This window comes from Vibrio ishigakensis, from assembly GCF_024347675.1.
Lineage (GTDB): Bacteria > Pseudomonadota > Gammaproteobacteria > Enterobacterales > Vibrionaceae > Vibrio > Vibrio ishigakensis.
Window position 1 is genome coordinate 1,997,862 of the sequence record NZ_AP024881.1, and the last position, 13,409, is coordinate 2,011,270.

11 protein-coding genes are annotated in these 13,409 nt (G+C 48.0%); 3 read left to right on the forward strand and 8 right to left on the reverse strand.

Translation table 11 applies throughout. The features are described from left to right. Nucleotide 1: 1 nt before the first annotated feature. The 3 genes from Pcarn_RS09065 to Pcarn_RS09075 form a co-directional block, all read right to left on the reverse strand. Nucleotides 2-1,126, reverse strand: coding sequence for a M20 family metallopeptidase (locus tag Pcarn_RS09065; RefSeq protein ID WP_261833548.1), 1,125 nt, complete (start codon nt 1,124-1,126; stop codon nt 2-4). Nucleotides 1,127-1,174: 48 nt separating this feature from the next. Continuing rightward, nucleotides 1,175-2,542 (reverse strand): anaerobic C4-dicarboxylate transporter DcuC, encoded by a 1,368-nt coding sequence (gene dcuC / locus Pcarn_RS09070; RefSeq protein ID WP_261833549.1) that lies wholly within the window; start codon nt 2,540-2,542, stop codon nt 1,175-1,177. A 234-nt stretch (nt 2,543-2,776) separates the two neighbouring features. Then, complete coding sequence (locus tag Pcarn_RS09075; protein ID WP_261833550.1) at nt 2,777-3,238, reverse strand: low molecular weight protein-tyrosine-phosphatase; 462 nt, start codon at nt 3,236-3,238, stop codon at nt 2,777-2,779. A 72-nt stretch (nt 3,239-3,310) separates the two neighbouring features. Between Pcarn_RS09075 and cobO the strand changes: the two genes are divergently transcribed. After that, nucleotides 3,311-3,907, forward strand: a complete 597-nt coding sequence (cobO, locus tag Pcarn_RS09080) for a cob(I)yrinic acid a,c-diamide adenosyltransferase (RefSeq protein ID WP_261833551.1) — start codon at nt 3,311-3,313, stop codon at nt 3,905-3,907. A 14-nt stretch (nt 3,908-3,921) separates the two neighbouring features. Here the strand turns inward: cobO and Pcarn_RS09085 are convergent, their stop codons facing one another. The 4 genes from Pcarn_RS09085 to apbC all read right to left on the reverse strand — a co-directional run bounded on the left by Pcarn_RS09085 (nt 3,922) and on the right by apbC (nt 8,938). Beyond that, nucleotides 3,922-4,614 (reverse strand): aspartate/glutamate racemase family protein, encoded by a 693-nt coding sequence (locus Pcarn_RS09085; protein WP_261833552.1) that lies wholly within the window; start codon nt 4,612-4,614, stop codon nt 3,922-3,924. 12 nt (nt 4,615-4,626) lie between these two features. Then, entirely contained in the window at nt 4,627-6,948 is a 2,322-nt protein-coding gene (locus Pcarn_RS09090) for an AsmA family protein (protein WP_261833553.1), read from the reverse strand. 135 nt (nt 6,949-7,083) lie between these two features. Beyond that, nucleotides 7,084-7,725, reverse strand: a complete 642-nt coding sequence (gene udk, locus Pcarn_RS09095; RefSeq protein ID WP_261833554.1) for a uridine kinase — start codon at nt 7,723-7,725, stop codon at nt 7,084-7,086. Between the two features lie 154 nt (nt 7,726-7,879). Beyond that, entirely contained in the window at nt 7,880-8,938 is a 1,059-nt protein-coding gene (gene apbC, locus Pcarn_RS09100; RefSeq protein ID WP_261833555.1) for an iron-sulfur cluster carrier protein ApbC, read from the reverse strand. A 149-nt stretch (nt 8,939-9,087) separates the two neighbouring features. On the opposite strand from apbC, the gene metG reads away from it, so the two are divergent. Together metG and Pcarn_RS09110 are read left to right on the forward strand one after the other, a co-directional pair. Then, the gene (metG, locus tag Pcarn_RS09105) at nt 9,088-11,139 is read left to right on the forward strand and encodes a methionine--tRNA ligase (RefSeq protein ID WP_261833556.1); all 2,052 of its coding nucleotides are present in this window, start codon (nt 9,088-9,090) and stop codon (nt 11,137-11,139) included. Nucleotides 11,140-11,333: 194 nt separating this feature from the next. Further along, nucleotides 11,334-12,155, forward strand: a complete 822-nt coding sequence (locus tag Pcarn_RS09110) for a hypothetical protein (RefSeq protein WP_261833557.1) — start codon at nt 11,334-11,336, stop codon at nt 12,153-12,155. Here Pcarn_RS09110 and mlc read toward each other — a convergent pair. Further along, the gene (gene mlc / locus Pcarn_RS09115) at nt 12,152-13,366 is read right to left on the reverse strand and encodes a sugar metabolism global transcriptional regulator Mlc (RefSeq protein WP_261833558.1); all 1,215 of its coding nucleotides are present in this window, start codon (nt 13,364-13,366) and stop codon (nt 12,152-12,154) included. The two genes, Pcarn_RS09110 and mlc, sit on opposite strands and share 4 nt — an antisense overlap. Between the last annotated feature and the right edge of the window lie 43 nt (nt 13,367-13,409).

Genomic DNA, 13,409 nt, shown 5'->3' on the forward strand with positions numbered 1-13,409 from the left:
TTTATAACCTGTTAAGTACGTTGGCTAACAGGTCGATTCGTGGCTTGATAGAGTCTATGAGTAGATACTCTTTGTCCGAATGAAAGCCAGCACCCATAGGACCAAAACCATCTAAGGTTGGCGTACCTACATTGGCGGTGAAGTTACCGTCAGAGCCGCCACCAGCGTTCTCCCAGCCGTAAACAAGCCCTAACTTATCGGCTTCTTCACTTACTAGGGAAATAAGCTCTTCCGTCGCCTCAGTTGGGATCATAGAAGGCTTAAAGGTCACACGGTTAACCTCAACGCTAGCGCCCTTTTCAAACGGCATTTTCGCCATCTCACGAAGCTTAGCATCGATAGCCTCTGCCTCATCGGTATTCCAGAATCTTAGGTCAACGGTCGCCTTGGCATAATCTGGCACTACGTTTACTGCAAGACCGCCCTCAATAACACCTACGTTCATGGTAGTACCTGTCTCTAGGTTCACCATATCCTTGATAGCCAATGACCAATGGGCAAGCTCATAGATAGCGGATACGCCCTGCTCTAGCGCAGAACCGGCATGAGATGCAACACCATTAAAGGTCAGCTCATACTTCGCATTGCCTTTACGTGAACGAATCAAATTACCACTCACACGCGCCGCTTCACATACCAGCACTCGCTTGCTCTTACGCGCCATGCTCTCAATCCAATCACGGGAATAGCGAGAGCCGATCTCTTCATCACAGTTAAGCGCCACCAAGATAGAGAGCTTATCTCTTTGCTCGGTACTCATCTGCTGCAATGCATACCAAGCGCTGAGGATCCCAGATTTCATATCCGTTGCACCCGGCCCGTAGATTTTCTCTTCGTCGAAGCTCAGCGGGCGCTTCTCGACCGTACCTTCAGGGAAAACCGTATCCATATGTCCGCAAAGCATCACATCAAACTGCTCAGCATCAGGCTTGTTGGTGATCTCAAGGCAAGGACCTGCGTTTGGCGCAACGGTATGCCTAGTTACGCTAAAGCCGATGCTTTCAAACATTGGGGTAAGGATATCTGCGATCTTGGCAACCCCTTCTGGGGTATGACTGCCACAGTCGACGTTAACTAGGCTCGAGAGCTGCTCGATATAGGTATCAAGCTGGAATGAATTCGTCATAGGAAACCTCAATAAAAAGCTCCCCATTTGGGGAGCCTACAACATTATTTATGCATACATAGGTACAAGGAAGACGGTACCTAGGATAACGGTCACTAGACCACACAATACAGGAACCGAGGTACGTTTTACTACCTCAAATGGGCTGATATTTGCCATGCCTGAGGTAGCCACGATTACGCCCGATACTGGCGAGATAGTGCGACCCAGGTTAGACGCTTGTAGCATAGGGATGATCAGGAAGGCTGGGTTGACGCCCATCTTACCTGCCAGCGCTGGCGCCAGTTCAACAAACGCATAGAAAGGTGCGTTACCCGAACCGGTTGCGATAGCTGCCGCAACCGTAAGGCCGGTAAGTAGAAGCATCAAGGCAATGGCACCAGCACCTGCGTTATCCGCTAGATGGATTAGGTTGTCGATAGCACCGATAGACATCAGGCCTTGAGCAAATACGCCGGCGGCAACCAAGAGCATCACAACGCCCTTGAACGCATCTGCCATACCCGCATAGCAAGAGTCCAAATCTTCTAGGGTCTTCTTACCGTCAAAGCGCTTGGTTACGTAATCCACTACCGCACCGATAAAGATAGAAAGCACCACGATTGTGTAGATATCTAGCGACAAGCCAGGAATGGTGCGGCCGTTAAATACGAATACACCGATAATTGGCAAGAAAGGCATTACCGCGTAATAAGCCGGCGCTTTTACCTCGATCTCAGAAAGATCGATTTTCTCCATCGGGGTGTTCTCTTTCTTATCCAGATACTTGTTCCAGAAGAAAGCCGCTGCTGCCATAACTACGATAGCGCTGATAGATACTGGCAGTACAGTCTGGAACGCAAACACGTCCAGAGCCATGCCAGCATTTTCTGCTGCAACAACCACGTCGCCCGAGGTAGGCGAAAGGATGATCGCCGCTGGTGATGCACACACAGCTACCGCTGCCGGGCGAGAGATACCCATTGCCGTCATCATAGGGAACAGGGTTGCCATCAATAGCACGCCAAGACCTGTTGCCGAGCTCACCGCTAGAGACATCAAACAAGCCACGATATAAGCGGCAACCAAGAGGACGTATGGAGATTTGATTACAGAAAGTGGTTTAGAGAACTGTTTAACCACCACATTGTTGGCGCCAATATGGGTCATATAAGAAGCGAAGCCACACAACAACATGATCTGTAGACCCAGACCACCGCCTCGGTACTGAAGCATATACTTCACAAATTCCAGAGCATCGGTAAAGGTATTACCGGTTGAGGCCACCTTGGATGGCAAGACGGTATGGCCTAAGATGCCTGTGATAATAAGTAGTGCCAGACCCGCAGTCAGTAGCACACCCGCGGCTCGATAGCCTTTGATAATGAAGTAGCCCACAATCACTGTGGCCACTAACCCAATTAGCAATTCCAACATGTCAATAAACCCAAAAGTAAAACGATCTATTGACGAAAGCTATCAGAGACGAATTTTATAAAATCAAATGAAACCTAATATTCTATTTTTGAGCGTTGACAGAATCGGTGTCCTAGACGTGACTCTACGCACACAATATTTTGTACGTGCCACAAAAAATCCGACATAGGACAATGCCGGATTATTTAATAAGCAATTTATGCACAAATAACGTGCTAGAAATGGGTTTGCCGATTAAGCCGCACGATGAGACATTTGTTCTAAAATGTGATCGCTAGCAGATTCAACTAAGTCCAACACATGCTCAAATCCCTCTTCACCGCCGTAATACGGGTCGGGTATCTCGTCGGTATCCAAACCTGCCCCTTCTAAAAATAGCCCCAACTTATGCTGATACTCCTCAGGGCACATAGCCTGAAGATCGGCGAGGTTTTGCCTATCGGCAGCCAAGATCCTATCGAAATAGTAGAAATCTTCTTGTGTAACACCGCGAGCACGCTTACCTGCTAACGAATAACCACGAGCCTTCGCAGCTTGCATTGCTCTTGAGTCAGGCTTCTCTCCATGGTGATAATCTATAGTGCCTGCAGATTCCACTTCCACCAGCAAGCCTTTATTCTCCGCCTTGGTTCTTAGAATTGCCTCACCAGTTGGGCTACGGCAGATGTTTCCCATACATACAACTAGAACCTTCATGCTCTTTTTCCTTATGTTTGGACACTTCCAACGTTATGATAGCCAAACTTTGTTAAATAATTGGGAAATATGATGACTCAAGAGCAAGGACGTCATAAAGAAAGGCAACAAAAACTTAAACAAAAGGTCGATGAGCGCATTGAGCAAGCGCAGGAAGAGCGTGGATTGCTATTGGTGATTACCGGCAATGGTAAAGGTAAATCGACATCTGGCTTTGGTACGGTTGCACGCGCTGTAGGGCATGGTTTTAAATGCGGTGTGGCGCAATTTATCAAAGGTACTTGGGATAATGGTGAACGCAACCTGCTAGAGCAGCATGGGGTCGAGTTTAATGTAATGGCCACAGGCTTTACTTGGGATACGCAAGACAAAGAAGCGGATACAAAGGCGGCGCAAGTGGTGTGGAAAGAGTGTCAGCGTATGCTCGCCGACCCTAGCATCCACCTAGTGCTTCTCGACGAGCTGACCTATATGGTGAGCTACGGCTATATCGAGCTTGAGGAAGTCGTGGAAGCGCTCAACAATCGTCCTAGCGAGCAATCTGTTGTGATCACAGGTCGCGCGGCTCATAGAAGCCTAATGGAAATGGCGGATACGGTTTCTGAGGTGAAGAATGTAAAACACGCCTTCGACTCAGGGTTGAAGGCGCGTAAAGGTATCGATTGGTAATGAGTTGCTGGGCGTTATGACAGCGCCCAATTTACCGCTTCGGTAGCATGGATATGCGTAGTATCGAACAGAGGCACTTCGGTATCCTGCGACTGGATCAGCAATCCAATCTCTGTGCAGCCAAGGATCACCCCTTGAGCACCATTGGCGCTGAGGCTATCCACTATCTCAAGATAGGCACGCTTTGACTCTGGCTTAATGGTGCCAAGGCACAACTCTTCATAGATAACGTCATGCACTAGCTTGCGCTCGGCATCGTTTGGAATGACCACCTCGATACCATGCTTCTCTGTTAGGCGATCCTTATAAAACGCCTGTTCCATAGTAAAGGCGGTGCCCAGCAAACCCACCTTAGTAATTCCCTGGCGCTTTAGCTCTAGCGCTGTAGCATCGGCAATGTGCAGTAGTGGAATAGTAGTTTGCGCTTCAATCTCAGGCGCCACCTTATGCATGGTGTTGGTACAGATCACGATAGAGTCCGCGCCGGCAGCTTGTAGCGATTTACCCGCTTCTGCTAGTGCCTCTCCCGCTTTATCCCACTCACCCTTATGTTGCAGAGCTTCAATCTCAGCAAAATCCACGCTATACAGAACTAGTTTTGCTGAGTGTAATCCGCCGAGCTTTTCCTTAACCTGCTCATTGATAAGACGATAATAGGTTTGGGTAGATTCCCAACTCATTCCCCCGATAAGTCCCAAAGTTTTCATTTACAGCTCCAATTAGAAAAACTTCTTCAGTAGCGAGTCGGTCACATTCTTCGCATCTTCATCACTGGCTTTATCACCCAGTAACTTCTTGATACCACGCTCCGCTTCTTTCTTTGCCTTCTCTTCTAGCTTCTTCTTGTTGCGCTCAAGCTCTTGCTTTTGAAGTGCCGCCAAGTCTAGGCTGAACTTAGGTTGTGCCCAGCTTCCCTCAGCGCGAAGCGGCAGTGTTAGGTCTTTGAGATCATCGATACTCTTACCACCCTGGCCTTCGAGGGAGCCCACGATAGAGGTCTTAGCCAGGATATTCATGGTCTCTTGCACATAGTTCGCCTGACCCGAAGCATCGACGCGAAGCAGTGGTGATTGCGCCTTAACACTAGAGATATTCGCTACGCCTTTATTTAGCTTCACATTCGCAGACATAGAGCTGAAGTCCGTCTTTTTAACCTCAGGTTCAGCCGGTACTTCATCACCTTTAAACTTGGCATAGTTAGTTCGGATGATCTGAGCCACATTGATGCCGTTTACCGCACCATCAGTGAAAGTCATATTAATGCTACCCGCAAGGTTCTGTTTTAGCTTTTCAGGTATTAGGCTCTTACCTTTTAGGTCTACAGTGATATTACCCGTCCCCTCAAGCATCTCGTTGTCCGCTACATCTTTTAGAAGCGGTCCAACCTTAACCCCTGTTACCTTGGCATCAAAATCGTATGCTGGAACTGCACCTTTACCGTTCAGCACAGCTTTGGCATCGATACTGCCCTGATAAAGACGTGCTTTGAGGGCTTTAAGGTTCAATACCCCATCTTTAATTGCAACATTGGTAAATACGTTCTGCAGTTTTGTATTACTTGCTGTGAGCTTATCTATGGTGATGGTGCCGGCAACATCTACTGTTTTCAGCGCGCTTAGGTCAGGCTCAGTCGCCGCTTGATTGCCAGAAGTACCACTGCCTGAACTCGCAGCACCTTGCTCCGCAGGGGCCTGTTCGCCGGCTCCCGTCCATTCATCGACATTGATTTCTGGAGAGTGCAGTTTGAAACGCACCTTAGGAATATCCGCTAGGGTAACCTGGGTCGAGCCATCGAATTGCAGATCGTTTAGGGCAAGCTTGGCTAGCACTAGGTCGAGGTGGCTCTTGTTAAGATCAAAGCTAAGATCAGACTCAAGTCCGATGCTCATTGGCGTCTGAGGTAGTGCTTTGCCTTCAACGGTACCATTCATCTGCAGGCTATTTACGGACACCTTAGAAATCGCCTCGTCCACCAGCAGGTTGCCCGAAGCGACTAAGTTCTGAGTCATATCCGCCAATTTAGACTTAAGGCCAAACTGGAATGTCCCCGGCTCACCGAAACTAAAGCGGTTCAGATCAAGGGTAACGCGCTCTACATCCAGCTCAGGGCCATCAAGGCTTGCTTGAAGCGCAACCTCTTGAACGGCAAAGGTCTTTAGATCCTTCTCTAGTTTGGCCTGCAGAGCAGTGCTCATATCAAACTTATTGCCCGCGGCTACACCGTTGGCAGTAAGCTTAACGTTAGCAAATGATCCCAGAGCAAACTGGTCAAGATTCAGTTCGAATTTCTGTAGGTCAAAATCTGGCTGAGAGAAGCTACCGTTTACAGACACATCCTTGATTTGATAATCGGTAAAGTCTGCATTGGTCTTGGCATTTGCTTGACCAGAAATGGCAAACTTCTGCTCATTATTCACACCTTCAAAGCTAAAGGTGACCGGCGTCCATTGGTCAAACTCGAAGCTAGCGACATTCAGATTCACCTTCTCAAGTTTGGTATACAGACCCGCTGAATCATCTTTGATCTCCAGCAGTGCATTCTCGATATTTGCACCCTGCAGGCTGATGGTCCAAGGCTCAGCTGGAGCCGTCTCGGCTGGCGCTGTTTCTGTACTCGCTTGTTCAGCAGCAGCCGTCTCTTCTGTTGCAGGCGCAGTAAACACGTCTAGGTTGCTACTGCCGTCCGCCTTAGTTTCCAGATAAATTTGCGCGCCTTTCAGGGTCACATTACCCACCTGAAGCTCTTTATCGAGAAGCGGCAATACCGAGATATCTAGGCCTACCTCATCCACAGAAAGCATATTCGAAGAGCTGAAGCCTTGTGGGTTGCTCAAGGTCGTGCGTCCCAAAGTGAATCCGATGCTTGGGAAGAACTTCCAGCCAATATCACCTTCAATGGTGAGGTCGAGCTGAGTGTGCTTCTTGGTTTGTTCAACGATAAGCGGTTTGAACTGATTAGGGTCAACGAACAGCAATAGTGCGGCCACCGCCAGCACGATCAGCAGTATCGGAGTAAGGATAATGAGAGAGAACTTCTTCATCTTTTCTTCCCTGTATTTCTAAGACGAATCACAAACAAAAAATGGCACTGTTAAAGTGCCATTTAATTGAAGACCAAAAACTGAGGCTTGTAAGTAATAGTTTTCACTTACCTCATGGCAGATTTCTACAAACTACTAAGATTTCAGTAGTTTAGCAATATGAGCCTTAAGTACGTCAATGGCGATACGGTTCTTACCACCACGAGGAACGATAATGTCCGCGTACTGCTTTGAAGGTTCGATAAACTGCATAAACATAGGACGAACGGTTTTCTGATACTGATCCAGAACCGACTCCATGGTACGGCCACGCTCTTCTACGTCACGCTTAACGCGGCGCAGCAGACATACGTCAAGCGGAGTATCCATAAATACACTCGCGTGCATGATGTCACGAAGGCGCGGGTCAGTAAGAAGCAGGATACCCTCAAGGATGATTACCTTCTTCGGGGTCATGGTTTCTGTATTCGCTGTGCGGGTATGCTCAGAGTAGCTGTACTCTGGTACTTCAACCGAGTTACCTGCGATAAGTGATTGCAGGTGTTCACACAGAAGGTCATGGTCTAGGGCTTTCGGGTGGTCATAGTTGGTCTTTACACGCTCTTCCATACTCAGATGGCTTTGGTCGTTGTAGTACCTATCTTCCGTAATGACACCGATTTGGTCTGGGCCAACCTTGGCACGCAACTCATTATAAATCGTACTTGCAATCAGGCTTTTACCGGAAGCGGATGCACCAGCAATCCCCACAATTACACATTGGTTATTATCAGACATTGAATGACCTTGAAGAATAAAATTCGGCTAGTAAACCGTGTAATTATAGGGAGGGAAATAATTTGATACCAGCGCTTATATAAGAATACAGAATAGTTGCGCATTATTCGGACAGTTTAGAGCCTGCCCGAATAATCTAGCTGGTAAGTAGAGCTTAAACCGCCACGAATTGGATGGTGTCAGGCTTAGGTTTGCCGGTCCAATACAAACGGCTTACTACCTGCTCGGCAAGCTCAAGGTAGTGGGATGCTTGCTCTCCCGACTGCGGATTGAGCACGCTTGGGAAGCCTTGGTCGACATCTTGACGGACATTCACATGCAGTGGGATCTGACCTAATAGCGCCGCGCCTTTTTCTTGAGCCAGTTTAGCCGCGCCTCCAGTACCGAAGATATGCTCTTTAGAACCACAGTTTGAACAGATGTGGTAACTCATGTTCTCGACAATGCCCAATACAGGTACCTCCACCTTATCAAACATAGCGATCCCCTTAGAGGCATCTGCTAGCGCCACATCTTGCGGAGTGGTCACTACGATAGCTGCGGTGAGCGGGATCTGCTGAGCAAGAGTAAGCTGGATATCACCCGTGCCCGGTGGCATATCGATAATCAAATAGTCTAGCTCTCGCCACTGAGTCTCCTGCAGGAGCTGAGCCAGGGCTTTTGAGGCCATAGGACCACGCCAAACCGTCGCTTCATCATCACCCATCAAGTAACCGATAGATTGTGTTTGAACACCTAGAGCAACGATAGGCTGCATCCATTTACCGTCAACCACTTCCATCTGCGAGCCTTGACTGCCAAACATGAGTGGAATGGATGGACCGTAGATATCCGCATCTAGAACGCCGACTTTGGCACCATTTTGCGCAATGGCTAAAGCTAGGTTGACTGCGGTGGTAGATTTACCCACCCCACCTTTGGCTGAGGTAACCGCAATCACGTTCTTAACCTGATTGAGATTTGAAGGAACAACAGAGTCTAGTGCTTTGCAGGTACTGGTGATCTTGGTTTCCCACTGAGGCAGCGGATTTTGAATAAGCCAGGTTTCTAGATCTTGTTCTAGGCTGTTGAGCTTAAACGGAAATTCGATGGTCGCAGTGACACTGCTTTCATCAAGGGTAACCACACCCTGAACGCTGGCCCACTCTTCGATAAGCAGAGGATGAGAAAACTGATTGAGCCAGCTTTGAATACTTTGTAGAGATTCAGACATAAATGCTTCCTTTTTTAACCATCATAGTGCGCTATCAGAGAAAAATCAGCCATGAAAGCACTGTGGTTTTATATGTTGATCCTTTCCGTAGAGTCGGGCTTGGGGTAATATAGCGACCCAAAATGTAACCTATCTGCGAAAAGTAAAGTATGACTACAGAATTAAGAAAAATGCTTGTCACTTGTGCACTGCCATACGCCAACGGTTCAATCCACCTTGGTCATATGCTAGAGCACATTCAAGCTGATATTTGGGTGCGTTACCAACGCTTACGTGGCAACACGGTTAACTTTATCTGTGCTGACGATGCACACGGCACTCCAATCATGCTTAAGGCTCAGCAGATGGGCATCAGCCCAGAAGAGATGATTGCCGCGGTTAGCGAAGAACACCAGAAAGATTTCGCTGGTTTCAACATCAGCTTCGACAACTATCACAGCACTCACAGTGAAGAGAACCGCGAGCTGGCTTCTCAGATCTATCTTGAGCTGAAGAAAAACGGCTTTATTAGCACCCGTACTATTTCGCAACTGTTTGATCCAGAAAAAGAAATGTTCCTTCCAGATCGCTTTGTTAAGGGTACCTGCCCTAAGTGTAAATCTGAAGACCAATACGGTGATAACTGTGACAACTGTGGCGCAACCTATAGCACTACTGACCTAATTAATCCTAAGTCAGCGGTTTCTGGTGCAACACCTATCATGAAAGACTCTGAGCACTTCTTCTTCGACCTGCCTCAGTTTGAAAGCATGCTTCAAGAGTGGACTCGCTCTGGCTCGCTTCAAGCTGAAACAGCGAACAAGATGCAAGAGTGGTTCGAATCTGGCCTACAACAGTGGGATATCTCTCGTGACGCACCATACTTTGGCTTCGAGATCCCAGGCGAAAAAGACAAGTTCTTCTACGTATGGCTAGACGCACCGGTTGGCTACATGGCTTCGTTCAAGAACCTATGTAACAAGACCGAAGGCCTAGACTTTGACGAGTACTGGAAGAAAGACAGCAGCACTGAGCTTTACCACTTCATCGGTAAAGATATCGTGTACTTCCACTCTCTATTCTGGCCAGCAATGCTAGAAGGCGCAGGTTTCCGTAAGCCAAACAACGTATTCGTACACGGTTATGTAACCGTAAACGGCGCTAAGATGTCTAAGTCTAAAGGCACCTTTGTTAAGGCAAGCACTTACCTAGACCACCTAGACCCAGAGTGTCTTCGCTACTACTACGCGGCTAAGCTAAACAGCCGTATCGACGACCTTGACCTTAACCTTGAAGACTTCACCCAGCGTGTGAACTCTGACGTGGTTAACAAGATCGTGAACCTTGCTTCTCGTAACGCAGGCTTCATCACCAAGCGCTTCGAAGGCAAGCTTTCTGATACCTTTGCTGAGCCTGCTCTATACCAAGAGTTTGTTGATGCTGCTGACCGTATCGCTGAGCTATACGAGACTCGCGAATTTGGTCGTGCTATCCGTGAAATCACCGCACTGGCTGACAAAGCAAACCAATACGTGGATGAGAAAGCACCTTGGGTTGTGGCGAAAGAAGAAGGTAAAGACCAAGAACTGCAAGATATCTGCTCTGTAGGTATCAACCTGTTCCGCGTGCTTATCACTTACTTGAAGCCAGTAATGCCTGAGCTTGCGGCTCGCACTGAAGCCTTCCTAAACCAAAAACTGACTTGGGAAAACATCAGTGCTCCACTAACGGGTCATGAGATCACTAAGTTCAAAGCACTGTTTAGCCGTATCGACCCTAAAAAGGTTGAAGCTATGATCGAAGCATCGAAAGAAGATGCAGCGGCAGAAGCAGCGGCGAAAGAAAAAGCTGAGGCAGCAAAAACGGAAACTGAGCTGACTAAAGAGCCAATCGCAGACGAGATCGAATTTGATGATTTCGCTAAGGTTGACCTTCGTATTGCCAAGATTGTTGAGTGCGAAGAGGTGCCAAAGGCAAACAAACTTCTTAAGCTACAACTGGATATTGGCGGTGAAGTTCGTCAGGTGTTTGCTGGTATTAAATCAGCGTATAAGCCAGAGGATCTTGTAGGTAAGCACACCGTAATGGTGGCAAACCTTAAGCCTCGTAAGATGAAATTCGGTATGTCTGAAGGCATGGTTCTGGCTGCGGGTCCAGGTGGCGAAGATCTGTGGATCCTTGAGCCACACGAAGGCGCTAAGCCTGGCATGCGCGTGATGTAATCTCGCTGTCATTGAATAATAAAACCGGCTCTTCGTAGCCGGTTTTTTTGTGCCCTGATAATGCCAAATTGCACCAAAACTGGGCAACAGAGTTCTATTTATGGCGTATATTCAATGAGTTACTCTGGATTTAGCATGGCACGCTTTGTGCAACCTGTTTATTAGCTCAGCATGTTGTTGAAAAGGAGTTCGCCATGTTTATCGTGATCAGTGCCAGCTTGTGCGCCTTGTTAGTCGTTACCCTGCTTGTTAGACATGGGCAACAAGTGCGACAGAGCGACCGCAAGTACCAGCTTATCTGCGAGCTTAGAAACCTGATTGAGCTTTTGCGCGAGCATCGTACCTTAGCTCATACTCATCTTTGTGTGTGCGATATTCCTCCCTCCCAATGCAATGAGCTTAAGCATCGTATCGTAGATACCATATCTGCGCTGTTATCTAATGCGGAGATGAGTAAAAGGCCAATGCTCAGGTTACTCAGGAAACAGGTTCGGATACTGCTAGGAAACTGGCCTGAAATGACGCCGAGTCGCAGTCAGATGAGCCATAGTAAGTCGATACGCGTCTGCCTGTATTTAATAGACGAAATGACCCTGAGTTGGCTCATCGAATCGGAAAAATATGACCTGAGCGAGCGCTATTCGGCCCAGTGGAATCATATTATCGATAGTCTAGACGCACTCACCCGCTTTCAAATCGCCTTTGCTGATTATCTGGACGACAACCCAAAGGCTTTAGATAGGGTGACACTAAAAGCTCGGCTGCTACAAAGAAAGCTCAACCAACTTGGACTCATTGCACCACTCACTGTGAGCGCGCCAAGTTCAGCTACCGCTATGCGTTGGTTAGATGAGGTAGTGGATTCGAATGGTGGTTTACAAAGGCTGACACAGCAAGAGGTGATGAACGAATGCGAGGCTTTATCGCTGGTGATCTTTAGGGTCTACGATCATATGCTGCTGGATGTGGGAGAGGAGCTATCACACCCTCTCCCTGAACTAAGCTCGCTACACTAGCCCTCAACAACACGCATCAAAAGCTCGCCATCATACAGAGCCTGCTTGATCAGCGCCGCACCTGGCATGGTGGCGTTCTTAATAAAGCGACATGACACTATCTCTAGATCTTGGCAATAGATAGGCAAGGCCTGCTGTTTCACACAGTTAAAAATCTCTGGAAGCAGGAGGTCTTTAGCAGCATTGATATCACCGCCGATGAGCACCTTCTCTGGGTTGAACATATTCACTACCAGCGCCACAGCTTTCCCCAGATTTTGACCTAGCTCTTTAATCACGGACAGTGCTAGCGGATCGCCCTGATTGGCAGCTTCACAGATGCCCACCACAGTGAGGCCTTCAACAGTCAGTGAGGTTTTTTCTCCTTGCTGAATAAGCCCACGCACTTGACGCACGATAGCGCGCGCACTGGCAACGGTTTCAAGACAACCAGTATTGCCACAGTGACATTGTTTACCGTTAGCATCTATCTGAATATGGCCAAGCTCACCCACGTTACCCAAGCGACCTTCCAGAAGCTTATCCTCTAGAATGATACCTGCGCCTAAACCGTTGTGAACCGAGATAAGCACTGAGTTCTTGTTTTGCTGAGAGTTACCAAACAGCTTTTCAGCCAATGCCCAAGCACGGGTGTCGTTGGCAATAAATACCGGAAGTCCGGTCTCTTTAAACACCGCAGGGCCAAGCTCTAGCCTTTCCACATCGTAATATGGCATCTGCAACACAACCCCACTCTCGGAGTGAACCAAGCCTGGCAAGGTTATAGCGATACTGGTAACACGCTCTAGGTGTGCAGATTGCTGTTCAAAGAAACGATGTATTTCTAGGATAAGGCGCTTGAGTACATCGTCTTGATGCAGCTCTTCTATCTCCACTTGGCTTTGGACAATAACGTCACCACCCAATTCGTGCAAAGCGATAGAGAGATAGCCTCGCGCTAGACGCATAGAGAGAAATTGCCAACCCGAATTGTTAGTCTGTAGCCCGACCGCTGGACGGCCTCGACTAGTCACCTCTTGCACTATGGTCTCGTGCACAAGGTGAGCGTCGATAAGCTCACGGGTGATTTTGGTGATACTCGCCGGTGCTAACGCACTGAGCTTTGACAAGTCGATTCGCGAAATAGGACCAAACTGATCAATCAGTTGGTAGACCCTTCCAGCATTCACTTGCTTGATATAATCGATGTGGCCTGGTTGTGACGTGTACATATAGCCTCCGGATACGCCTATGTGCTATTTTTTTACACCTCGA